This window comes from Pedobacter fastidiosus, from assembly GCF_014306625.1.
Lineage (GTDB): Bacteria > Bacteroidota > Bacteroidia > Sphingobacteriales > Sphingobacteriaceae > Pedobacter > Pedobacter fastidiosus.
Window position 1 is genome coordinate 252,766 of sequence record NZ_JACRYL010000006.1, and the last position, 25,727, is coordinate 278,492.

A 25,727-nucleotide genomic window follows, 5' to 3' on the forward strand; every position below is an offset into this window, starting at 1 on the left:
GCTAATTTCTCTACTTCACCACTTGCACCCACATTCCATTCTCGGTTGCAGAAATATTGTTATTATACATCGCTTCGCATTGTACTGCTGATAAATAATATTTACCCAAATAAGATGCGTTCAACAAAACCTTATAAACTACACTTTCATTTTCTTTAATGTTGAAATAAGTGAAAACCCGATCATCCCTAATATCTTGATAAGTAAAAGGAGAAGAAGCCAGAATACTTTGATTGTCATTTACGCGGGTATTTATAATTTCCCAACCCGATGGGAAAATCTGCGTTAAGGCCATTTGCTCATAATAACCCATTTTACCAGGATTTTTAATGGTAACCTCTGCATAAAAATCTGTTCCCTGTTTTAAGGTTGTTGGATTTAAAGGTGTTCCATTTAAGCGTTTATAAGCAACGCTCATGCCCAATACATCAGGTTTGTTTGGTAAGAAATTATTCTGACCAGCAACAGGCTGACCTTGCAATACCAATCGAACAAAAAGCACATTATTTCCATTATTTGTTACTGAAGTTGTATTGCCCTTAAAATTAATAGCACTACTATTTAGATATTGATTAGAATTAACTGGTGCAGATTTTCCATCCAAAGTGTACTGATATTGCAGTTTGTTAGAAGATTGATTTGAGCCACAGAACTTCGCGATGGCCAGTAAACTATAGGCTGTAGTTTGTGTGCTGTACCATGTATCTTCTCCTAGTTTCGCTGCCAAAGGTTGTAATAAAGATGCTGCTCTAGCTTTCTGACCAAGCAATGTCAAGGTTTCTAAAATCATGGCTTCATCTCTCACGTCAGAACCATAAGTTCCGCCAAGTTGGTTGTAGGGTTGAACGGTAGCATCCAAACCTCTAATCATATTTTGTGCAAGATCATTTTGACCAGCAAGTTTATAGGCTGCTGCCAAACGCCATTTCGCTGCAACGGATAAATACTGGAATGCTCTCAATCTATTCATTGCCGCCATTTCTGGTTTTTTTGCAAGCGCAAGTACGTATAATCGATAAGCTTGAGACAAATCTCCTCCATAAAAATTATTACTGTTTGGAGCCCAATTAGTTGCTTTTGTTTTTTCGAAACGCAACAATTCATCCATTAAACCAACAGGCAAGGTGTAGCCCAAGTTTTGTGCTTCAACTAAAAAGTGACCGCCATAATTACTTCCCCATTCATCAGAACTTCCTTCTCCTGGCCAATAAGATAAACCTCCATCCGGCGTTTGAAAACCTTTCAGTCTGTTAATTCCAGCTTTAATATTTCTTTCTGTGGTGGCTTTTTGTTGTTCGCTTAAGGCACTTAATCTATCCAAGAATAATTGAGGGAAAATTCCTGAAGTTGTTTGTTCAATGCATCCATGTGGATATTGAATTAAATAACTTAGCCTTTTACTCAAGTTTATTGCAGGAATGGAAGATACTTCAAGTGTACCCGAATTTGTTCCTGTCATTCCGATAGGTAAGTAGGTAACCGCCCATTTTTGATGTGGTTGAACAGTTGCTGAAACCACATTTGTAATATATGGATTTGGATTTCTGATGTCCATTTCTACATCATACTCTGTTTTTTCCGAACCACTTTGTGCAATTACTTTAACTTTTGCAATACCTACAGTATTTGGCGCCTTAACTTCAAAATAAGCCATTTGTTCGCCAGTCTGTTTGTAGAAAAGCTGTTGTTTATTTGTGCCTTGAACAATTAAATTAGTTGCCTGTAGTTGAACTGAAACATTTTTTAGATTGCTTTCTGTTGCGAAAACCGTAACTGGTAAGGTAAAACTTTCACCTGGACCGATTACTCTTGGTAGTGTAGCCAAAACCATTAAAGGCTTTTTAACCTGAACAGATTTCTCCGCAAAACCATAAGCAGCATCTTGGCCAGCTATAACCATTGCTCTAACGGCCCCAATGTACTGTGGCAGCTTAAATTTATGTGTTTTACTTTCCCCTTTGTCAATGGCGAAAGGCCCCATAAACTTAACAACTGCTTTAAAACGATTCGCTTTTGCAGGATTTAAATTTTTATTGATGCTTCCATCACCACCTATACTTAAAATTCTTTCTAGGTTTCCGCCCCAAGCGCCAATCACATAATCAAATAAATCCCATGTTTTAACACCTAAACTTTCTCTAGCATAAAATGCGCCATGCGGATCAGGTGTTTTAAAACGGGTTAAATCTAATAATCCTTCATCTACCAGAGCAATTGTATAGGTCATGGCCTTTCCATTTTGCTCCCCAACGGTAATCGTATTTTCAGTTTCTGGCTTAATTTTATCAGCCATTTTTATAGTTGGTTTCAATATAGTTTGTGGATCTTCCACAGAAATAGGGATGGCTCCATACATTCTAATCGGCAAATCATTTACCGTTTGGGCATGTGGTTGCAATAAAGTAATGTTTGCAAAAACATTTGGCGCCATATTTTTCTCTGCCTTGAAAGTGTATTGCGTTTGTCCAGATTTTGTATCAACCCAAAAGGTTTTTAAAACCCGACTTCCGTTTTCTATGGAGATTAAAGCTCTTCCATTTTTACCTGTTGGAATAGTTAATGTTATGTCCTCACCAACAGTAAATTTCTCTTTATTTGCCGTGAATGATAACATTGAAGCTTCTGTAGGATTGCTTCCTTGCTCACGTTGTGCCCATCCCGGCCAATCTACATAAACTGATTTTCCGGTAACGTGACCACCATTTGCATTTCTAACCAAAATTAAATAGCGCCCCCATTCAGGTTCATCCACTCTTAAATTCCAGCTTCCTTTTCCATTTGTTAAGGTTACTTGATTGGTAGAGATGAGTTTATTGTATTGATTTTGGGTGAAGTTGGCGTAAGTATATTGACTATCTTGTTCCCACCACCAACGCCATTGCGTTTTATAAAGCTCTACTTGAACGGTTTTACTCCCGCCAAGTAATTTCCCATCAGTATTTACATTTACAATTTCAATTTTATGGTCTTTTCCGGTAACCAACATCCCGCTTAACTTATCGCCTTTTTCGGGTTTGATGCCCAAATAACTACTGTAAACATGATACGGAATACTAAAATTATCGATGCTGAAATTGCCTCCTGGTTCGAAAACCTTAGTGGTGAAATTTGCCCTTAAAACACCCGGTGCCGTATTGTTTTCATTTAGATTCGTGTTTATTTGAGCTGTTCCATTCTGATTTAAAGTTCCTTCGAAAATGGTTTTAATCTGCGATTGAAAGTTAACCGTTGGGTTATCAAAACTAAAACCTTCAAAACCCTTAAATTTGGTTTCAGTTGTATTTAAGTTTACATCAACTTTCGCTTTCAAATTTTGCGCAACAGCGCCGAAAAGCCATTTAGCAGATAGGGTAGAAGCAGAAGTTCCTGAAGTTAAATAAGCTTTGCCTCCAATATTGAAATCAATTTTTAAGCGGTTTGGCATAACCGTTTCTACCTTAATGGTTTTTGTAAATGTTGCGCCACCAGCTTTTACTTTTGCCATCCAATCACCTGTTGGTGCTGTATTTTCAGTGGCCGTTTTAAAAGTGTAAAATCCATTAAGCGGTTTGCCGTTAATTAATCTTTTGTAGAGCTGACCTTTTGGATTGTAAAACTCCATGGTAACTGGGTAATTGGCTGGTAGTTTCTTTAGCTTATCTTCCAATACGAAAGACACAAAAATGCTATCTCCAGGACGCCAAACGCCTCTTTCTCCGTATATAAATCCTTTTAATCCACTTTGAACTACATCACCGCCAACATCGAATCTACTTAAGGGTAAAGAGCTTCCATCATCTAATTTTAAATAGCCTCTTTCCGAACCATTTTTAGCAATTAACAAGAAAGGTTGTTTTTTTAAATCAAAGGAAGCCAAGCCATCGCCATCCGTTTTTGCTGAATAAATAATCTGTTTTTGATAATCCATCAAATCCAAATTAACTCCGCTTAGTGGTTTTGCTGTTAGCAAATCGGTAGCAATAATCAGCATGCTATTATCGTTTCCTCTTTTGGCTACTAAACCAATATTCGAGGCAATTAAATTTCTACTCGCCCAGCGTTCTGTTGTATAAAAAGATGGCGTACAAGGATTATCCTTATCATTCCAACGGTAGTTTTCTGGATAAGAATTACTATAATGTTGCCAAAACTCGTCGTCTTCATCAATTTTTTCTCCATAACTTTCATCTCCACCATAATAGCCACCTTCTTCATCATTTTCTGTTTTCTCCTCTTCAGCTTTACAGTTGAAAACATTGTAATCTTGTCTGAAAGCGATTGTAACCCGATACATAGCGCCAGGTTCTGTACGAATCATTTTATCCAAATCTAGGGTAAAGCGATTCTTTTTATGCAGATTCAGGGCTTTGTCTTCATCCAATCGAACTGTTTTTTGTAAGATTGGCTTGGCAACTCTTCTCAATTCATTTCCATCTTTATAACTATTCGCTTGGAAAAACTGAGGGATGTTGTTCTCGTAAATTTTAATCACAGTTACATCAACAGCCTTTAAATTGATTGCTTCAAACGGAAGGACCAATTTTCCAGAATTTGGCAAAATAGAGCCACCGCCTGCAATGGTTACCGAAGGGATTTTATCTTCGAAAACCAAGTTTGCTGTTTTGCCAGTCTGCAATGTTTTCTGATTAATGTTTTCTACACCTGCATTAACTGTTAAGGTATAATCTCCCTTTAACTCTTCTGGAGCATAAATTTTAACCTGACTTGCATCAATTGTATATCTTAAATCACTCAAATTGCCGAGTGTAATCATACCTGTTAAATCTTGACCAACCCCAACCGGTTCAGAAAGCTGTACTAAAGCATAATCTTCTTCACCTTGAATGGCTTTCAGATCCAAAATCTCGAATTTATTTATGGCCGGAATTCGGATTTCTTCTTCGCCTTTTTGATCAGCATCGATTGCATCTCCATTCCAAGAGAGTTTTAAAGTTTGATCACCACTTTTCTTTTTTATGCTATCTACAGTAAACTTCGACGTGTTTTTTGCAGGATCATGCTGCCATTTAATGTGCAGTTTTTGATCGAAATCTATTTCGATAGTTTTTTCGAGCGCTTGTGTTTCTTCTACATCAGAAGTTGAAACCTCGCCAGTTAACTTCATGTAATCCAATGAAGTATTGTTTTGAGACACTAAACCTTTTTGGGTAAGTATTATGCCCGGAGTAATCACCTTGAATTCGAAATCAAAATCTTCCAATCCTTTTTCCGTAGCCGAAACTTGAGAAAGATTAAAGGTTGCTTCATAGTTTTTGCCCGGCTTTAAATTTTCATCAGGACGAAATTCTATCGTCTGTGGATCTATCCAATAGGTTTTTCCAGAAATTGAAGGGGAGAAATCGAACAAATCTCTAGAATCGGCTTTGCCCAAATCTTGCATACCTTGAGCTGGATTGGCCAAATGGACGCGAATAAAGCTCTTTTTGGAAATGGTGCCCGAAGTGTATGCTTCAATGTATTTGGCATATGCCTGATTTATTTCATTCGTTTTTTTCTTTCGATTGAAATAAATAAATACAATCGCTGCTATAGAAACGGCAAGTACGGCGATGAAAATAAATTTCTTTTTGTTGGATGATTGGTAGGTAGACGGCTTTTCCATATCTGATTAAATGTTATGAAAATTAACTAAAATTACCGTTAAATGAAATTATTTTAAAACTTTGAAGAATTGATTTGTTCCTTCGCATTCATTTAGATAAGTTTACATCCATCAACCCGATAATAACCAGATATGATAAAGAAATTATTGATTTTCACCTGCCTGATGTTCTGCTCTATAAGTTTTTGTTTTGCGCAAAAGGCTGATGTAGAAGACGCTGTTACCAAATTAACCAAGTTAATGGTGGCCCCAGATAGCTTGGCCTTGGATAAAATGATTTTAAATAATTTAAGTTATGGCCACTCTGGAGGAAAGATTCAAACCAAGCAGGAATTTATTCATTCATTACTTTCGGGAGAATCTGATTTTGTTGAGATCAATCTAACGGATCAAACCGTTGTTGTTCAAAATAAAACAGCTTTGGTTCGTCATACGCTAAATGCCAAAACAAATGATAAGAATGTTCCCGGAAATGTGAAGTTGTATATCCTTTTAATTTGGAGCAAAGAGAAAACAGGGTGGAAGTTGATTGGTAGACAAGCAGTTAAAGTGCCTTAATCTTTTATATCACCCTGGATTTATTTGTTACATGGTATGCGTATAATTTACCAAGGAACCAATGACTAATGAACTAATGACTAGTGAACTAATGAACCAATGACTATGAACCAATAATCACTTAATCATAACCCCAGGTCTGTTCACCAATGGAATTTTAATCAAATTAAAATCAATTATGCTTTCTGGTAGGAAGATAAATTTCTTATCAAAAATGGTAGAACCGATGTAATAGCTTAACCAGTATTCGTTAGTCAGCCCGAAAACCTCTGGATCAATTGCCTCAACGCCTTTAAAATCATTGGCGGCCATATCGCCCAAGAAATGCCTTAAAACAGAAGTTTTAACTGGCTTGCCATCTTTTTCACCATAACCTTTAGAGCTAATTAAAACATTGGTTATTGGCTCATTCTTTAGGTTAACGAGATAAACAGTCCAGTTTTTAACTTCTGGAGTTTCGCTCATTAGCACTACGGCCATTGCAATATCTTCAACTGTATTTTCTGGTAAATCGGCTTTCAAGGTAATATGTTTATCTGTTTAAACTGAATAAATCGGTTAATTGTTTCAAAACAACTAACCGATTTACACTTAAATTTTATAAAAAATAGATTTTTGTAAACACAAGATTTTCTCAACTATCTCGGTAATCCTAAGATCATGTAATCTTAGTTAAAATCCTTTAATCCTGATTATTTTTTCTTCACCACAGCCTTTTTTGCCGGTGCTTTTTTCTTAGCTGGAGCCTTCTTTTTTGTTTCAAAAGCTTTGGGAACCTGCTCAACAATCATTTTCTTGATCACTTCCAAATCAACATCTACCAATTCTTCTGGTGTGTATTTTTGTTTGGTAGCTTCGTTGTATCTAAGTTTAAGCATCAATTTACCAAAACGAATAAAAGGTCCCCAACGACCATTTTCGATCGATATTTTTTCTTCATCCCAAACTTTAATAAAACGATTGGCTTCTTTTTCTACTTTTTTGCCAATTAAAGTATCAATATCTTCTTGAGTTAAATTATCAAAATCGTAACCTTTAGCCGGGATATTGATAAACAAATCATTCCATTTTATAAACGGACCGAATCTACCTTTGCCTTTTGTAACGCCTAAACCTTCATAATGAGCAATTGGTGCATCATCATCCATTTTCTGTTTAATAATTTCTACTGCTCTATCGTAAGTAACCGCTAAAGGTTCTTCGTTTTTAGGAAGAGAAATAAAAGCTTCGCCCCATTTAACGTATGGACCAAAACGACCAACTCCAATCATCACTTCTTTGCCTTCAAAATCAGGTAATTGGAAAGGAAGTTTAAACAATTCCAACGCATCTTCTAAAGTAATTGTAGCTACAGATTGACTTCGCATTAAACTCGCATAACGCGGTTTTTCTTCTTCATCTAATTCGCCAATTTGAACTAACGGACCAAATTTACCAACCTTAGTGTAAACGTTTTTGCCACTTGCTGGGTCTAAACCCAATAGGCGTTCTCCAGTAGCACGTTCTGCAGTTTCTAAAGTAGTTTCTACTTCACTATGAAAAGGACTGTAAAAAGAATGCAACATTTTGGTCCACTCTTGTAAACCTTGTGCTATTTCATCAAATTCTTTCTCCACTTTCGCAGTGAAGTTAAAATCTACAATACCTTTAAAGTGTTCAACCAAGAAATCGTTTACCACTTCTCCAATATCTGTAGGAAATAATTTTTGCTTTTCGGCTCCAGTGATTTCAGATTTAAGATCCTTGCTTACTTTTCCATCAGCTAAAACAATAGCTGTAAACTTGCGCTGTTTACCATCTCTATCTTCTTTAACCACATAACCACGGTTTTGAACTGTAGAAATGGTTGGTGCGTAAGTAGATGGTCGGCCAATACCAAGTTCTTCTAATTTTTTTACTAAACTTGCTTCTGTATATCTTGCCGGCGGACGAGAATAACGCTCGGTTGCCTGCATTTCTTTTAAAAATAATTCTTGGCCTTTAGCTAAAGGGGGTAAAATTGAACCGCCTTCTTTTTCTTCACCATCTTCTTCATCCGTAGATTCCAGATAAACTTTTAAGAAACCATCGAACTTTAAAACTTCACCTTCAGCTACTAAATGTTCTTTTCTAGTAGAAGCAGTAATTTGAGCAGTTGTTTTTTCGAACAAAGCTTCGCTCATTTGCGATGCGATTGAACGTTTCCAGATTAAATCGTACAAACGTTTCTCAGAAATATCACCATCAACGGTATGTCTATCGAAATAAGTAGGGCGGATGGCCTCGTGAGCTTCTTGTGCACCTGCAGATTTTGTTTTATAAACTCTTTGTTGATGATATTGGTTGCCATAAGCAGATTTAATTTCTGCCGCTGCCGCATTTAAAGCTGTTTCGGATAAGTTTAACGAATCCGTTCTCATATAAGTAATCTTCCCAGCTTCATAGAGTCTTTGCGCAACCTGCATAGTTCTAGCTACAGGAAAACCTAATTTTCTCGAAGCTTCTTGTTGTAGGGTAGAGGTTGTAAAAGGCGCAGCTGGATTGCGTTTTGCAGGCTTAGTTTCTAAGCTGGTAATATCAAACTTTGCGTTTGCACAATCTTGTAAGTATTTCTCCGCATCAGCTTCGCTTTCGAAACGTTGTGGCAATTCTGCCTTTACAATTTCTTTTCCTTTACCTGTAGAGAATTGTGCTGTAATTTTGTAAGCAGCAGAAGCGTTAAAGTTTTGAACTTCTCTTTCTCTATCTACAATTAAACGTACAGCAACAGATTGAACTCGACCTGCAGAAAGCGAGGGTTTTACTTTTTTCCATAAAACTGGCGAAAGTTCAAAACCAACCAATCGATCTAAAACCCGACGGGCCTGTTGTGCATTTACTAAATTATAATCTATTCCTCTAGGACTTTCTATTGCTTTTAAAATGGCTGGTTTGGTAATTTCATGAAAAACGATTCTTCTTGTTTTCTCTTCCTTTAGGCCTAAAGTTTCGAATAAGTGCCAAGAAATTGCTTCTCCCTCACGATCCTCATCGGATGCTAGCCATACCATTTCGGCTTCCTTAGCTAGTTTTTTGAGTTCGGCTACCATACTTTTCTTATCTGCAGGTACCTCGTAAGTTTGGGCGAAGTTATTTTTAATATCAATCGCCATATCGCCCTTAACTAAATCCCGAATGTGGCCGTAGCTAGATTTCACAAGGAAATCTTTACCTAGATAGCCTTCTATAGTTTTAGCTTTAGCTGGTGATTCGACGATTAATAAGTTTTTGGCCATGAAATACGTTTTTGTGCAAATAAAGCTATAATTAAAGCATAAATCAAAACTTGTGTAGTATTTAATACAATTTATTTATTAAATATTATAAAGATTTGAGTTTAAAAAAGCCAAAAATACCTTATTTCGTACCTAATTTATGACTGCATTTATTTTCTGCCAAAGACTGTTATCAAAACCTGAAACTGCAAAAGATGGATTCGCCGGATCTGATGCATTACCCATTCTTACAACAACCATATTTTTACTTGGGATTATATAAATACGCTGATCTGAAGCACCCATAGCGGCATACATATCTATTGGCGCATTTGGTACTAATGATCCCTGAAAAATGGTTTGACTACCCGGAATCATATAACTCGTTTTACCATTTAACCACCACAAATAACCATATGAAGGATTGATATTTTGTGATGATTTTATACTCTCAGAAAAAAATGATGGATTAATTATTTGCTCATTATTCCATTTGCCATTATTTAGTGCAAGCAAACCAAATTTAGCCATACTTCGGGTATTACTGTTGTATATTTTGAATATCAGTCCATCATCCCAAAAGCCGTCCATACCTAATTTATTTTTTATTCTATCATTAAAATAGCTCTCGTAGCTCTGTTTACTTGCAACGGAAACTACATCCATTAATTTTTGGAAAACGTTAGCGTAAGCCCATCGAGTTCCAGCATCCGCTACGTATGTTAATTTAGATTTTATAACCAGATCGCTACTTTCATCAAGTCCTGATGTCATGGTTAACAAATGTTTTACAGTAATTAGGTTTTCTTTGGCCATTGGTTCATTCGTCCATCCTGCACCTAAAAATTGTGATACCGGATTATTTATATTTAAGAGCCCTTCTTGTTGAGCTATCCCAGTTGCGGTAGCTACTAGAGTTTTGCCCGCACTATTCCACGGCCAAGTATCCGTTGGGGTGTGCCCATTGAAATATTCTTCTAAAACAATTCGGCCATTTACAAGGATAATAAATGACTTGGAGTTTTTCTCAGTGAGGAATTTTTTTAAATCTTCTATTGCACTCTGTTTCCATCCTAAACTTGTAAAAGCTTTAGTTTCCCAAGCAGTAGAATTGTTAGGCGGGAAATACATTTGATCAGGTTGACTTGAAGGCGGATCATCAATTCGTTTTTTGCATCCTAAAAATGAAATCGAAATGATTAATAGCATGAGTTGAATTTTCTTCATAATAATACAGTTTGATTTCTTGTTTCGACAAAGGTTTACAGGGAAGGTTTAATTTTATGTTTAAGTTACATAATCTCTACTCATTGTATTATTTACAACATCATTACTTATCTGAAAACTATTTCTCCTTATATTCGTATATAAAATAAAACAGCAATGATAAACACTATCCTCATCCTATTAAATTTTTTGGTAACCACGCCGCCAAAAAATGTTTACGATTTCAGCTTTAAAACTATTGATGGTAAAGAAGTAAAACTATCAAAATTTAAAGGCAAGAAAATCCTTATTGTTAATACAGCTTCTAAATGTGGTTTTACTCCACAATATGAAGATTTAGAGAAATTGCACAAGCAATATGGTAAAAAAGTGGTTTTAATTGGTTTCCCTGAAGGTAATTTTGGCGGTCAAGAGTTTTCTACCAATACCGAAATTAAAGAATTTTGTACTGGAAAATATAATGTAACCTTTTTATTAGCTGAGAAAAGCAGTGTAAAAGGCGATGATATTAGTCCATTATTTAAGTATTTAACCACTCAGCCAGGAACAGAAGAGCAAGGCGATATTAAGTGGAATTTCGAAAAATTCTTAATTAATGAAAAAGGTGAATTGGTACACCGTTTCCGTTCTAAAACAAAACCTTTAGATGAAGCGATTGTAAAGAACTTATAATTGATTACGTACTTGAAATGTAAAATGGATTAGTTTTATATCTCAAAATAGTTTAAAAGGTAAAATGGGGTATGGATTATAAATCCATACCCCATTTTACCTTTTTTATTTGCTAACTAGTTTCTTTCCAGTACAAATTTCCAAACTACAGCACTCAGTATAGCACCAATAACCGGCGCTACAATAAATAACCAAACTTGGCTAATTGCTTGTCCGCCAACCAAAAGGGCAGGGCCGATACTACGGGCAGGATTAACTGAAACGCCAGTTACCGGAATGCCCACAATGTGAATAAGCACCAAGCTTAAGCCAATGGCCAAACCAGCAAAACCACCATTAATATTTTTGGTAGATGTAGAGCCAAAAATTACCAATAAGAAGATAAAGGTTAATACAATTTCTGCAATAAAACCAGCGTGTAAGCTGTAATGTTGAGGAGATAAAGCATCAAATCCATTTTGCCCGAGTCCGTTTGTGGCCAGAGAATATTCCGGTTTTCCAGATGCGATTTGTAATAAGATAAAAGCACCAGCAATTGCACCTAAAATTTGAGCTACTATATAATATGCAGCTTCAGTAATTTTCATTCTCCCAGCTACAACCATACCAATAGAGATTGCAGGATTAATGTGGCAACCCGAAATGTGGCCGATTGCATAGGCCATTGCAATCACCGATAAGCCAAAAGCAAAAGATATTCCTAATAAGCCTACTCCTGTAGTGCCATTTGCGCCAGCAATTACGGCGCTACCACAGCCCATTAGTACCAATACTAGAGTTCCGAGAAATTCGGCAGTAAATTTTGAAAATTTAGAGATTTCCATATAATTATATTTTTAAAAGGTTTTAAAAGAAAAAATTACAGGGACGATGTAAATCAAAAGTAAATAAAAATTGAAGATTATAGAGGTTTTAGGAATATTTTATAAGTGGTTTTAAAATGCCTTGCCTATTTTGCATTTAGTTGGTACGTGGAGGCACGTACCACGGCTGGGTTCTCGATGCCTTGGTTCGTGTCTCCACGAACCAATTTAATTTTTCGAAATTTAAAAGGTTCATCCCTTAACATCAATTCAAGATGTTAAATTGCTTTTAAACACAAAAATCCCAATCAGGCTAGCGGATTGGGATTTGAATTTTATATATTTCTTATTCTTAAACTAAGAAACCACCTCCAAGCAAATCATTTCCTTCGTAGAAAACGGCCGATTGCCCTGGCGCAATCGCTGAAACATTATGATCGAATACTACCCGCATTCTATCTTTCTCTTGAACAATTGTACTCAACATACCGGCATCTTTATACCGGATTTTGGTAATTATATCGTTCATAGGTTCTTCAATGCTAGCATATTTAACAAGATTGATGTTTCTAACCATTGCTTCTTTGCGTTCCAATTCATCGGCTTTGCCCAAAACAACTGTATTACTTTCGGGTAAAATTTGCGTAACAAACATTGGCTCGCCAAAAGCAATGCCTAAGCCTTTACGTTGACCAATGGTGTAAAATGGATAGCCTTTATGTTGTCCAACGATCATTCCATTACTTAAAATGAAATTTCCGCCAGCCACTCTATCCTCTAAATCTTCTACTTTATGTTTTAAGAAAGCTCTGTAATCATTATCAGGAACGAAACAGATCTCGTAACTCTCTGATTTTTTTGCCAATTCTTCTTGTCCCATATCCAAAGCCATTTGTCTGATTTCAGATTTTGCAAAACTTCCTAAAGGAAATTTGGTACGCGAAAGATTTTCTTGCGAAACGCCCCAAAGTACATAAGATTGATCTTTGTTTTCGTCTTTACCTTTCGAGATTACATGGCGACCACTGTCTTGTTGACGAACATTTGCATAATGTCCGGTTGCAATAAATTCGCAATCCAGTTTATTGGCACGTTTTAATAAAGCTTCCCACTTAATGTGTGTATTACATAAAACGCAAGGATTTGGTGTTCTTCCCGCTAAATATTCATCTACAAAATTGTCGATAACATAATCACCAAACTCATCGCGGATATCTAATATATAATGTGGGAAACCATAATTTACGGCTAGCGTACGGGCATCGTTAATGCTATCTAATGAGCAACAACCTGTTTCTTTGCTGCTTCCGCCAGATGTGGCATAATCCCAAGTCTTCATGGTTAAGCCAATAACCTCGTAACCTTGCTCATGCAACATTACCGCTGCTACCGAACTATCAACCCCGCCACTCATGGCTACCAGAATTCTACCGTGTTTACTCATTTTAAATCTATTGGTTGCAAAAATAAGGTTTATTTAATTGAAATTATTTAAAGGAAGTCAGTAACTTGTAAAAAGCTGATTGTATTTTTTCTGTTGATTAAACGTTTTAGTTTGCCTTTATGCGCAGATTAGCACAAAAATTAATACCTTAGAATTTTCAAAAAATAAGCTAAATTTTAAATTGATATGATTAAAAGAATTATCCTGCCTTGTCTTTTGCTTTCGGCTCTTGCAGCATCAGCACAGCAGAATTTGGTGCAGTATGTAAAGCCTATTATCGGAACCGAAAAAATGGGACATACTTATCCTGGAGCAACTGTGCCTTTTGGCGCAGTGCAATTAAGTCCTGAAACCGACACCTTATCTTACGAAGTTGGTGGCAAGTATAATGGCGATGTGTACAAATATTGCGCTGGTTATAAATATGAGGACAAAACAATTACAGGTTTCAGTCACACACATTTTAGTGGTACTGGGCATTCAGATTTGGGTGATTTCTTAATTATGCCAACTCAAGGCAAACTTCAGTTAAATCCAGGAACAGCATCAAATCCTAAAGGTGGTTACCGTTCTTCTTTCTCTCATGCTAATGAAGTTGCAGAAGCGGGTTATTACAAAGTGAAGTTAGATGATGATAACATTACGGCTGAGCTAACGTCTACAACTAGAGTTGGAATGCATCAATATACTTTCCCAAAATCAGATCAATCGCATATTATTTTAGATTTGATGGCCGGGATTTATAATTATGACGAGAAAACCGTATGGACTTATGTTCGTGTGGTAAACGATACTTTACTAACGGGTTACCGCCAAACCAATGGATGGGGTAGAACCAGAACAGTTTATTTTGCAATGAGCTTTTCTAAGCCATTTAAGAGTTATGGAAGAAAAAGTTATGATGCCAAACAAGCTTATAGAGGTTTTTGGGGTAAATTTAACCAAGATCAAAATTTCCCAGAAATTGCTGGTAAAAAGCTGAAAATGTATTTTGATTTTGATACTCAGGAAGGCGAAAAAATTAAAATTAAGTTTGCCTTATCTCCAGTGAGTCAGGATAATGCTTTACAAAATATGCGTACGGAGATTTCTGGATGGGATTTTGAAAAAGTTAAAGCGCAGGCTCAAGCCACATGGAATAAAGAATTAAATAAAATTCAAATTACCTCATCAAACGATAATAAAATCAATTTTTATACTGCACTTTATCATGCATTTATCAACCCGACAACTTATACAGACGTTAATGGAGAGTATAAAGGCTTAGATCAAGGTGTGCATAAGGCAGATGGTTTTACAAATTACACAACCTTCTCTCTTTGGGATACTTACCGAGCCTTGCATCCATTTTTTAATATTATGCAACCGAGCAGAAGTAACGATATGGTAAAATCGATGATGGCGCATTACGATCAAAGTAGTTTGCATATGTTGCCAATTTGGTCGCACTATGCTAATGATAATTGGTGTATGAGCGGTTACCACAGTGTTTCTGTAATTTCTGATGCAATTATTAAAGGTACTTACAATGGCGATCCAAATAAGGCCTTAGATGCCTGTATCGCGACAGCAAAACATCGTGATTACGAAGGTATTGGCTATTATATGGACTTGGGATACATTCCTGCTGAGAAAAGTGGTGTTTCGGTTTCTAATACTTTAGAATATTCTTACGATGATTGGGCTATTGCACAATTGGCTAAAAAGTTAAATAGAATGGATGTTTATGATGAATTTATAAAACGTTCTGGCAACTGGAAAAACAATTACGATAAGTCAATTGGTTTTATGCGCCCAAAATTAGCCGATGGAACATTTAAAAAAGCATTTGATGCTAAAGATACTGAAGGACAGGGTTTTATTGAAGGAAACAGCTGGAACTATAGTTTCTTTGTTCCGCATGATCCTGCTGCATTAATTGAAATGATGGGTGGTAAGGCAAAATTTGCCAAACGTTTAGATACTTTATTTACGATGCATTTGCCTGATGAATTTTTTGCACACACAGAAGACATTACCCGCGAAGGAATTATTGGTGGCTATGTACATGGAAATGAACCTGCGCATCATATAGCTTATTTATACAATTGGACCGATCAGCCTTGGAAAACTCAGGCTCAAATTCGCCACATTTTAAATATGCAGTATAAGCCTACGGCTGATGGTTTGGGTGGAAATGACGACTGTGGGCAAATGAGTGCATGGTATATGTTCTCTTCTTTAGGGTTTTATCCGGTTTCTCCGGGTTCTGATGTTTATGCGTTGGGAAGTCCTTCGGTAAACAATGCGGTTTTAAACTTAGAAAACGGAAAAACTTTTACCGTGGAAGCCATTAAGCAAAGCGATAAAAATGTTTATGTATCTAAAGTTTTATTAAACGGTAAAGAGTTGAGTACACCTTTTATCAAACATTCAGATTTAACAAATGGTGGTAAGTTGACTTTTTATATGTCTTCTTCACCGAAAAAATAATTACACATCCCAAGTACTTAAACCGCTGGTTAGTTAATCAGCGGTTTTTTTGTGAGATGATTTTTTTCTCGTATTTGATTGTAGCAGATTAGTTATTTAAATTTAACCAGCTGATAACATTGGTTTTATAATATTGATAATTAATAAGATGCTAAAAATGTCAAACAGACGATTTTTTATAAAAAGTAGTGTAGCTGGTGTTGTTCTGGCTAGTCTAAATCCTGTGGTTTCATCATTTGCTTCACCGGTAGGCATTGAAACTGAAGTCTCAAACCAAAAAACTAAGCTTCGTTTTGCCATTGCTTCTGATGGGCATTACGGACAACTGGGAACTGATTTTAAAACAGATCATGAAAATATTGTTCGTTGGTTAAATGAATCGCACAGTAAAAATCCGCTTGATTTTGTAATTATCAACGGCGATTTAGTTCATGATCAGCCAGAGCTCTTATCCGTAGTAAAAAAGGAATATTATGATCGATTAAAAGTTCCGTTTTACGCGATACCGGGAAATCATGATCACGCCGATGCCAAAATCTGGAAATCGGTTTTTGGATATGAAGATAATTTCTCTTTCGAAAAAAATGGAGTCGGATTCGTTTTGGCTAATACCTCAGATACCACTGGAAAATATATTTGTCCTGATAACGTATTCTTAAAAACCGAGTTGGATAAATTTAAATCTCTGGATACTGTTTTTGTTATTTTGCATATCCCACCACATTTTTGGGTGCCAGAAAGTCCTTTTGTAGATTGTCCGGATACGATAAAATTGCTCCACAGTTATACAAACGTTAAAGCTGTTTTTCATGGGCATGATCATAGTTTAGATGCTGTTTTTTACACTAACAAACTGCCACATTTTTTTGACTCGCACATTGGCGGAAATTGGGGAACTGCCTACAAGGGCTACAGAATTGTTGAAGTTGGTGAGGATAATAGGATTTCGACCTTTCAAGTAAATGCAAGTCAAAACCCTGTGCTAAACGACACTAAATTTTAATCTAAAATTCATCACCAATTAATATTGTAACTATACTTTTAACTGTAAATATTTGGTTATTATATTATTGTGTTTACTTATTGTACAAATAAGCCTCGATGGATGTCGAGGCTTATCTTTTTTTTTATTATGTTGAATTGAGTTTAATAAACCTGCTAATTTTTCAATGTTGCCATATCAATTACGTATCTAAATCTTACTTCTTCCTCTTTAACTTTATTAAGAGCCTCATTAATATCTTTAATATCAATCATTTGTACATCAGGAGCAATGCCATGTTCTGCACAAAAATCTAAAACTTCCTGGGTTTCAATAGTTCCGCCGATCATTGAGCCACCAACGGTTGAGCTAAATTTGGCTACTTCCATATTGTTGGTTGCAGCTTTATATGGAGCTAATAATCCAACGGTTACAATGGCACCCCGTCTTCTGATCAATGGAATATAATCGTTAATATCGAAGGGATATGGAATGGTTATTAATAGAAAATCGAAAGTTGCAGTTTGTGCTTTCATAGCTTCCTTATCTTCCGAAATCAAAACATCATCTGCACCTAATCCCAATGCCGATTCTCTCTTAGCCACTTTTGTGGTTATAGCAGTTACACTTGCGCCCATTGCTTTTGCAATTTTAACGCCCATGTGGCCTAAACCACCTATACCTACCACTCCAACTTTATGGCCAGCTTTAACGCCAAAATGTTTTAAAGGAGAATAGGTTGTAACGCCAGCACAAAGAATTGGCGCTGCAGCAGCAGGATTTAAAGATTCTGGAATGCTCATTACGAATTTTTCTTGAGCAACAATATTGGTAGAATATCCTCCAAAAGTATTGAAGTCTGTTCCATCTGGTTTCCAATAACCGTTGTAAGTCATGGTTTGGCCAACCGGACCTTCGCAAAACTGCTCTTCTCCATCTAAACAGGCATCACAATGTTTGCAAGAATCTATCATACAGCCAACTCCAACTAAATCTCCAGCTTTAAACTTACTTACAGAGGATCCTGTGGAGATTACTTTACCAATAATTTCATGACCAGGAACGCAAGGGTAGATGGTGTTTTTCCAATCGTTATTTACTTGATGAAGATCTGAATGGCAAACGCCACAATACAAAACATCAATTAATATTTCATCGGGTTTAGGTTCACTGCGATCAAATTCCATTAATTCGAGGGTTTTTCCTCCTATTAAGGCTCCGCTAGCTCCGTAACCTTTAGTTTTAATTTTTTCCATAGGGATTTATTCTTTCCTTTTTAACATGGCCAAAATGCTAAAGGTTTAAACTTTTAGAAATAAATTTTTAGGGAGAGGAATCAAATTGGTATTTCGGAATTTCAAGGGCCATCCAATTAGATGTTTCTAATTTTTGAGGTTCTTTTTTATTTCGCCAATGTTAATTCCTTATTACCAATTTGGTACCAATAACATAATCTGACCTCAATTTTCACGCTTATCTTAATATTGCCTTAAAAATAGGGCTAGGATATTCTTTAAGACTTAACGCTATAGATACATAGTGTTAAAAGTACACACCTACATTTGGCGAAAGTAGAAACGCTCCATATATCTAGTCGCTAATTATAATTTAAGCCTATGTAAATCCGAAATCTACATGCCTTTCAAAAACACAAAATCAAATCATATTTCCAAAAACGATTACTAAGAACAAAAAAGATGACATCATTTTTAACCGCAAGTATGAAAAGTACCTGCAGGAAATTGCTTTTACCTTTAGGATTAATAGCAGTTTGTAATACCTCTTTAATGGCCGTAAAACATGAGGCTGTTAAAAATTCTGTTACATTTAAAAAAGCCATTGTAACCATAAATGGAACAGTGCTAGATCAAAATGGGCAACCATTGCCTGGTGTAAATGTTTACGAGAAGAAAACCAAAAAAACGACAGTAACGGATGGAAATGGTAAATTTTCTATCGCTATAGAGGATGGTGCCACTTTGGTATTTTCATTTATAGGCTTCGATAGCCAAGAAGTTGCGGTAAAAGGGCGCCAAACCTTAAACATTATATTAAAAGAAAATTCGAATACTTTAAATGAAGTTGTTGCGATTGGTTATCAAAAGATCAGAAAATCTGACGTAACCGGCGCTATAAGTAGCGTTAAAGCAAGCGAACTGAATTTAACTTCGGCAACTGTTGGCCAAGCTTTGGTTGGAAAGGTTGCGGGTGTTCAAGTTTCGCAAACGAGTGGTGCTCCTTATTCTGGTACAAAAATTAGGGTTAGGGGAGTGGGTTCTATCAACGCAAGTTCTGATCCTTTGTATGTTATCGATGGTTATCCGGCAGGAAATAATGTATCCATTAATCCAGAAGATATTGAAACGATAGACATTCTAAAGGATGCGGCTTCTGCAGCTATTTATGGGTCTAGAGCATCTGGCGGTGTGGTTTTAATTACCACAAAGCGAGGTAAAGATGGTCAGGGTCGTTTTGAATATGATGTTCAGGGCGGAATTTCACAATTGGCTAAAAAGGTTAAGCTTTTAGATGCCAATCAATTTATTCAACTTTTAATTGATGGACGCAACAATGCTTATAAAGATTTATGGGTAAACGCAGGTAAAACGTGGAACGATTCTATGTTTGGAGATAATAATGCTACACGGATTACGAACGTTGGTAATGGAGCCAGTGTGAGCATTCCGACTGACCTTTACATTTTTGGAACGCAGCAGGCAATTCCTGCAACTTATAATACCGATTGGCAAGATGAATTATATCGTAATGCATCATTTCAGCGCCATAATCTATCCTTCTCTGGAGGAAACAAAGATATTAAGTATTTCTTGAGCGGTGGTTACCAAGATAATGATGGTATTGTAGACAACACAAATCAAAAGGTAATTAACTTTAGAGCCAATATTGATGGTAATGTGAGTGAGCGATTACACGTTGGCGCCAACGTTGCCTACACTCAAAATACCAACAGAGAAGTGCAGGAAGGACGTTATAATTTAAGTCCGATGATGTCTGCGTTGATTTATTTACCTTATCTTCCAGCTAGGGATGCGAATGGAAATCCAATCCAATTTGGTATGGGTGCAATTTCTTCTGCTTTTGGAGTTCAAAATCCCGAAAATCCTTTAGCAACTGTAGAGCAGTTAAAGATTACCAGAAAAGGAAGTAGAAGTTCCTACAATGCAAATGCAACCTATAAAGTTATAGATGGTTTATCTTTTAAAGCAAATTTAGGTACCCAAACCTATAATGAAAAGTACGATTACTATTTGCCAACGAGTTTAAGCAATGGCAATAATCCACCTTATTCTACAGCATCTTTAACCGCTGCAAATGCAATTGCACAAACTTTAAGTCAGGTAGATCAATTGGCTGAGTTTACTTTAAACTATAATAAAACCTTTGGTAAGCACAGTTTGGATGTTTTGGCAGGTTATTCTGCACAGAAAACAACTAGCGATCAAATTCGGGTTTCGGCTACTGGTTTTCAGAACGATTATATTGGAGAAATTACCGATAAAGGTGCCGATGCTGGGTTTTTTACTTTGGATAACTCCAGAACAGGAAAATCTGTAAATACCTTACTTTCTTATTTTGGCCGTTTCAGTTATAATTATGCTGGAAAATATTTCTTAACAGGATCTTTCCGTCGTGATGGTTCATCAAGATTTGGTCCTTTAAATAAATATGGAAATTTCCCATCGGTTGCTGCAGGCTGGAACTTATCTGATGAAGATTTTTACAACAATTTTTTAGGTGAGCAATCTAAAGTTAAAATAAGGGCAAGTTGGGGCTTAAGTGGAAACAATAATATTCCAAATTACAGAACAGCACAAGAACTTAGTGCACCTGGAGGCGTAGTTATTGGAAATGCAATTTCTACGGCGATTTGGCCGAATGCAATTCAAGATAAAGGTTTAGGTTGGGAATCTACTTCTCAGTACAACTTTGGTACCGATATTAGTTTATTCAAAAATCGTGTTTCCATTATGGCCAATTACTATTTAAGTTATTCGTATAACTTATTATTCAATCAGCCAATTTCTGCAGTATCTGGAACATCATCAATTTTAACCAATCTAGCAGATAGTAAAGTTCGAAACAAAGGTTTTGATCTTCAGATAGATGGAAAAATTATCCAGAATGAAAACTTCACCTTTGGTTTAAGCGGAAACATTGCTGTAAACAGAAACAAAGTACTAAATATGGGTGGAGCAAGTACCATATTTACAGCTGGTGCAGAACGTTCTTACATTACACACATTACACAAGAAGGACAGCCAATTGGGATGTTTTATGGATTTAAAGTTTTGGGTAGAGTTACCGCAGATAATTTAGGTAAAGTTGCACCTTCTGCAGCGTCCACAAATCCATTAAAAGTTGGCGATTTATATTTCCAAGATACAGACGGAAACGGGATTGTTAATGATGCGGATAAAACTGTAATTGGCACGCCATACCCTAAATTTACTTACGGTTTTGCACTTAATACATCGTACAAAACATTCGATTTAAGGGCTTCCTTTAATGGTTCTTATGGCAATCAGGTATTAGATGGGCAAGATTACTATTTGTACAATATGGAAGGTTCGGGCAATCAATATGCAGATGTTGCCAATCGGTATCGCAATGAAGCAAATCCAGGTTCGGGCTTGGTTTATCGTGCATCTAGAGCTGGAACGCAAAGTAATAGCACTCGTTTGTCAAGTTTCTATATTCAAGATGGTTCTTATTTTAGATGTACAAACATCACGTTAGGTTATAGTTTCCCTAAATCTCTAGCGAATACTTTAAAGGTTAATAACATCCGCATTTATGCAAGTGTGGATAATGCATTTACCATTACCGATTATAAAGGTTATAACCCAGAGGTAGATTATAGCGCTGGCAATAACCTGGCGCCTGGAGTAGATTATGGGAATTATCCATTGGCTAGAGCTTACAATGTTGGTATTAAACTTACTTTTTAGAATTAAGGAAATGAAAAAGAATATTTATAAAATAGTAGTCCTAAGCATTGTTTTAAGCTTGGGCGCTTGTAAAAAGGATTTTCTGAATCAAAGCAATCCAAATGCAATTGCTGTAGAAAATTACTTTAAAACAGAAAACGATGTTTTGTTGGCTGTAAATGGTGCATATCAATCGTTAAGAAGTTCGAATACATTAGGCGAAAATAGTGGTTTATTTACAGATGAACGTTCTGATGATGCCGGTAGAAATGACAATCAAAGTAATGCTGGTGAGCCTTTTCAGTTTAACGATTTCTCGTTACTTCCAAGTAATTCTTATCTTAAAAGTCATTGGTTGGCATTATACCAGTCTATTACCAGAAGCAATGTTATTTTAGCCAATATTGATAAGGTTACTTTTACCAATGTTGCAAACAAAGCTAATTACAGTGCCGAGGCAAAATTTATTAGAGCAATAATGTACTTTGAATTGGTTAGAAAATGGGGTGCCATTCCATTGGTTACTACACCGTTGAGTACACCAGATGAAGTAGCTCAAAGTACATTTCGTGTACCAGAAGCGGATGTTTATAATTTAATTGTAGCCGATTTAAAAGATGGACTAAATAGCTCGTTACCAAACTTCCAGCCTGTTTCTGGGATTGGTAGAACCTCTAAAGCGGCTATAAATGCTTATTTGGGAAAGGTATATTTAACCATGGCTGCAACTTTGCCCAATAACAAAGCCGAAAATTTAACCAATGCCAATACCTATTTATTGGCTGCTTACAACTTGCGCACTTTCGGTAATTTATCAGAAATTCCCTATGCTGATGTTTTTGATGTTACCAAGAAAACAACCTGTAAAGAATTGCTTTTTGTGATTTCAAATAAGCAAGGCGATATTAGTTATAGCTCGAGCATTGCCGCAAATAATCAGGCAAAAGGCGAGACCATAAATTCTTTAAAAGTTTCAACAGGAATTGGTGGTAATGTAAAACTAGATTTGATTAACGAGTTTGAAACAAGCGACTTAAGAAAAGATTTTTCTGTTAAATATGCTAACGATCCAATTGTTAAAGATTGGTTTATTACCAAGTTTAGAGATGCAAGTTCTTTAGCAACCAATAACGGTTATGGTGGTAATGATTGGATTTTAATGCGCTATGCTGATGTTATTTTAATGCTTGCTGAAGTAAACATGCTTCAGGGAAATGATGCTGTAGCGACTCAATATTTAGATATGGTGAGAACAAGAGCTTCAATGCCAGTTTATGCTACTGCAAAATTAAATGCAACTTACGCGGCTAACTTTCCAACATTAAAGCTTGCCATTTTGCACGAGCGTCGTGTTGAATTTGCCTTTGAGCACCAGAGATGGTTTGATTTAATTAGAAACTTTACCGCTACAGAATTGGTAACTTATTTAAAGGCAAAACCTCAAGCATCTTACGGAATAGCAAAATTATCTAACGTTACCCTAAAAGATCGTTTTTATCCAATCCCATTTGATGAAGTAAAACTAGATCCGGCCAAAATGTACCAAAATCCTGGATATTAATCTTTTTGAGTATTTATTTTTTAAGAAAGTGGCTGAGCAATCAGTCACTTTTTTTGTTTAAGTGCAATTTGCACTACAGCTTTTCTTCAGATTTGATGGTTACAATTGCACGGTAACTTGTGTTTTTTATGTCTCTGAATAATTTACAAAGTCTGGATTTGGATGCTTTAAAATTGATTGTTAAAGAACTTTTTGAGCAAAAACTTTCTCCAACAATGTTATTTCATAATTATGAACATACATTGCTTGTGTATAAAGCCGTAAATGAAATTGGAATTAATGCTAACCTAACGGATAGTGAACTTAAGGTTTTGCAGGTTTCAGCACTATTTCATGATACCGGCTATACGGAGAAATATTTCGGTCATGAGGATGCGAGTATAGAAATTGTAAAAGATTATTTGGAGAAATTTGGGGCAGATCTTCAATTTATCGAATCGGTTCAGGCTTGTATTTTTGCAACCAAATATCCGCAGGTTCCAACAAGTAAATTAGAGCAGATTATTTGTGATGCGGATTTTTATCACTTCTCATTACCTAATTATTTATCATTTGCAAAGGCATTAAAAGAGGAGTGGGCAGTTCATATTTGTGTAGATTATACGGAAGAATCATGGAATAGGCTCAATTTGGAAATGCTTCAGAAACATCAATACTTTACCGATTATGGACAAAATGTTCTTCAGTCAAAAAAGGAAGAAAATATCAGAACATTGGTGAATTTTGTAACCTAAAATATTTTTTGGATCTAGATTTACCAACAAAATCAATTCGCTTTAGCTAACATTCAATTCCTCCATTAAAATTAAATTTGTTACTTTTAAAAGTATGAAAATACTCATCATAGAAGACGAAAAGCCCCTTTTAGAAAGTATGCTTACCTATTTTACAGAGGTTGGAAACATTTGTGAATCAGCATCCAGCTTTAGTTCTGCATCAGAAAAAATAGCGCTTTATGATTATGACTGTATCTTATTAGATTTAGGTTTGCCAGATGGTGAAGGGTTGGATTTGCTTTACGATTTAAAAAAGAAAAAGAAAAAAGATGGTGTATTGATTATTTCTGCCCGCCATTCTTTAGATGATAAACTCGCTGGTTTAGATATGGGAGCGGATGATTACTTAGTAAAACCATTCCATCTTTCTGAACTTAAAGCAAGAGTAAGCGCAATAGTTCGGCGGAAAAATTTTGATGGAAATAATGTAATTGCTTTTAATGAAATTAACGTAGACATCAGTTCAATGAATACGTCCATTCATAACAAAACTCTAAATTTAACCAGAAAAGAATATGATTTACTGGTGTATTTTTTATCAAATAAGGGTAAAGTAGTTACAAAAAATGCAATGGCAGAACACCTTTGGGGAGATGAGATGGATATTTCTGATGATTTTGATTTCATTTATACTCATGTGAAAAACTTGCGCAAAAAGCTTTTGGAAGCAGGTTCTGCAGATTACTTAAAATCCGTTTATGGTATTGGCTATAAATTTGGTGATTTATAGTTGCATAAAAACTAGAGTAAAATCACAATACTTCCACCTACGATTAAGCATCCTCCGATTAAAGTTTTAGCATCAATGGGTTCTTTTAAAATTAGGAAAGCCAAACCCATAGCAATTGCAACACTTAGTTTATCAATTGGTGCAACTTTCGAAACATTTCCAGTTTCTAAAGCTTTAAAATAAAAAATCCATGAAAGGCCAGTCGCCAAGCCTGAAAGTCCAAGAAATATTAGGTTATTTTTACTGAGCGTTTTAATTTGGGAGATTTCGCCTGTGGCAAGTACAATTCCCCAAGCTACAAAAATGATCACCAATGTTCTGATGGCTGTTGCCACATTTCCATTTACACCTTTTAACCCAACTTTGGCTAAAATTGCGGTAGCAGCCGCGAATATTGCTGAAAGAATTGCGTAATATTTCCACATGGTTGATTAAGATTAGTAACTCTTTAAAAGATTGAGTTTAAGATACAGATTTCTAGAAACAAAAAATATTTCTGTTTGTATGAAAAAAACGAGGCTTTCTCAAAAAGAAAAATCGTTATGTCAAAACAGAATAAAATTTGTTTTGACAGCTACTTATTAACCTCTCCCTATGAAAGTTCGTGGTTTTTGGTTTGGCATCACATCCCTCTCCTTGAAGAGAGGGAAACGAAAGATTGTTGTTTGAACCCTTGGGTTTCTCTCACAGGCCATTAAATCCCAGTCTTCAAGGAGAG

At 36.0% G+C, this 25,727-nt stretch carries 16 protein-coding genes; 8 read left to right on the top strand and 8 right to left on the bottom strand.

Features of this window, described 5'->3' with window-relative positions; translation table 11 throughout:
• Positions 1 to 10: 10 nt before the first annotated feature.
• Positions 11 to 5,602, bottom strand: coding sequence for an alpha-2-macroglobulin family protein (locus H7U22_RS08820; RefSeq protein ID WP_187070977.1), 5,592 nt, complete (start codon positions 5,600 to 5,602; stop codon positions 11 to 13).
• Between the two features lie 132 nt (positions 5,603 to 5,734).
• On the opposite strand from H7U22_RS08820, the gene H7U22_RS08825 reads away from it, so the two are divergent.
• Positions 5,735 to 6,160 carry a nuclear transport factor 2 family protein gene (locus H7U22_RS08825; protein WP_187070978.1) on the top strand — a complete coding sequence of 142 codons (426 nt, stop codon included), beginning with the start codon at positions 5,735 to 5,737 and terminating at the stop codon, positions 6,158 to 6,160.
• Positions 6,161 to 6,277: 117 nt separating this feature from the next.
• Here the strand turns inward: H7U22_RS08825 and H7U22_RS08830 are convergent, their stop codons facing one another.
• The 3 genes from H7U22_RS08830 to H7U22_RS08840 form a co-directional block, all read right to left on the bottom strand.
• The gene (locus H7U22_RS08830) at positions 6,278 to 6,682 is read right to left on the bottom strand and encodes a hypothetical protein (protein WP_187070979.1); all 405 of its coding nucleotides are present in this window, start codon (positions 6,680 to 6,682) and stop codon (positions 6,278 to 6,280) included.
• Positions 6,683 to 6,852: 170 nt separating this feature from the next.
• Entirely contained in the window at positions 6,853 to 9,414 is a 2,562-nt protein-coding gene (gene topA / locus H7U22_RS08835) for a type I DNA topoisomerase (RefSeq protein ID WP_187070980.1), read from the bottom strand.
• A 132-nt stretch (positions 9,415 to 9,546) separates the two neighbouring features.
• The gene (locus H7U22_RS08840) at positions 9,547 to 10,620 is read right to left on the bottom strand and encodes a serine hydrolase domain-containing protein (RefSeq protein ID WP_187070981.1); all 1,074 of its coding nucleotides are present in this window, start codon (positions 10,618 to 10,620) and stop codon (positions 9,547 to 9,549) included.
• A gap of 156 nt (positions 10,621 to 10,776) precedes the next feature.
• On the opposite strand from H7U22_RS08840, the gene H7U22_RS08845 reads away from it, so the two are divergent.
• Entirely contained in the window at positions 10,777 to 11,292 is a 516-nt protein-coding gene (locus H7U22_RS08845; RefSeq protein WP_187070982.1) for a glutathione peroxidase, read from the top strand.
• 116 nt (positions 11,293 to 11,408) lie between these two features.
• Here the strand turns inward: H7U22_RS08845 and aqpZ are convergent, their stop codons facing one another.
• Both aqpZ and mnmA read right to left on the bottom strand, forming a co-directional pair.
• The gene (aqpZ, locus tag H7U22_RS08850; protein ID WP_187070983.1) at positions 11,409 to 12,116 is read right to left on the bottom strand and encodes an aquaporin Z; all 708 of its coding nucleotides are present in this window, start codon (positions 12,114 to 12,116) and stop codon (positions 11,409 to 11,411) included.
• A 331-nt stretch (positions 12,117 to 12,447) separates the two neighbouring features.
• The gene (gene mnmA, locus H7U22_RS08855; RefSeq protein ID WP_187070984.1) at positions 12,448 to 13,539 is read right to left on the bottom strand and encodes a tRNA 2-thiouridine(34) synthase MnmA; all 1,092 of its coding nucleotides are present in this window, start codon (positions 13,537 to 13,539) and stop codon (positions 12,448 to 12,450) included.
• 186 nt (positions 13,540 to 13,725) lie between these two features.
• Between mnmA and H7U22_RS08860 the strand changes: the two genes are divergently transcribed.
• Both H7U22_RS08860 and H7U22_RS08865 read left to right on the top strand, forming a co-directional pair.
• Positions 13,726 to 16,011 carry a GH92 family glycosyl hydrolase gene (locus tag H7U22_RS08860; protein WP_187070985.1) on the top strand — a complete coding sequence of 762 codons (2,286 nt, stop codon included), beginning with the start codon at positions 13,726 to 13,728 and terminating at the stop codon, positions 16,009 to 16,011.
• A gap of 157 nt (positions 16,012 to 16,168) precedes the next feature.
• Entirely contained in the window at positions 16,169 to 17,014 is an 846-nt protein-coding gene (locus H7U22_RS08865; protein ID WP_187070986.1) for a metallophosphoesterase family protein, read from the top strand.
• Positions 17,015 to 17,169: 155 nt separating this feature from the next.
• On the opposite strand, the gene H7U22_RS08870 is transcribed toward H7U22_RS08865, so the two are convergent.
• Positions 17,170 to 18,249 (bottom strand): NAD(P)-dependent alcohol dehydrogenase, encoded by a 1,080-nt coding sequence (locus tag H7U22_RS08870; protein ID WP_187070987.1) that lies wholly within the window; start codon positions 18,247 to 18,249, stop codon positions 17,170 to 17,172.
• Positions 18,250 to 18,690: 441 nt separating this feature from the next.
• Here H7U22_RS08870 and H7U22_RS08875 point away from each other — a divergent pair, with 441 nt between their 5' ends.
• The 4 genes from H7U22_RS08875 to H7U22_RS08890 all read left to right on the top strand — a co-directional run bounded on the left by H7U22_RS08875 (position 18,691) and on the right by H7U22_RS08890 (position 25,009).
• A complete protein-coding gene (locus tag H7U22_RS08875) occupies positions 18,691 to 21,963 on the top strand; it encodes a SusC/RagA family TonB-linked outer membrane protein (RefSeq protein ID WP_187070988.1) in 3,273 nt (1,090 codons plus the stop codon).
• A 10-nt stretch (positions 21,964 to 21,973) separates the two neighbouring features.
• On the top strand, positions 21,974 to 23,503 hold the full coding sequence (locus tag H7U22_RS08880) for a RagB/SusD family nutrient uptake outer membrane protein (RefSeq protein ID WP_187070989.1): 1,530 nt from the start codon (positions 21,974 to 21,976) through the stop codon (positions 23,501 to 23,503).
• Positions 23,504 to 23,631: 128 nt separating this feature from the next.
• Positions 23,632 to 24,237, top strand: a complete 606-nt coding sequence (locus H7U22_RS08885; protein ID WP_187070990.1) for an HD domain-containing protein — start codon at positions 23,632 to 23,634, stop codon at positions 24,235 to 24,237.
• A 94-nt stretch (positions 24,238 to 24,331) separates the two neighbouring features.
• Positions 24,332 to 25,009: a response regulator transcription factor gene (locus tag H7U22_RS08890; protein ID WP_187070991.1), complete on the top strand. Its 678-nt coding sequence runs from the start codon at positions 24,332 to 24,334 to the stop codon at positions 25,007 to 25,009.
• An 11-nt stretch (positions 25,010 to 25,020) separates the two neighbouring features.
• On the opposite strand, the gene H7U22_RS08895 is transcribed toward H7U22_RS08890, so the two are convergent.
• Entirely contained in the window at positions 25,021 to 25,434 is a 414-nt protein-coding gene (locus H7U22_RS08895; protein WP_187070992.1) for an EamA family transporter, read from the bottom strand.
• Positions 25,435 to 25,727: the final 293 nt, after the last annotated feature.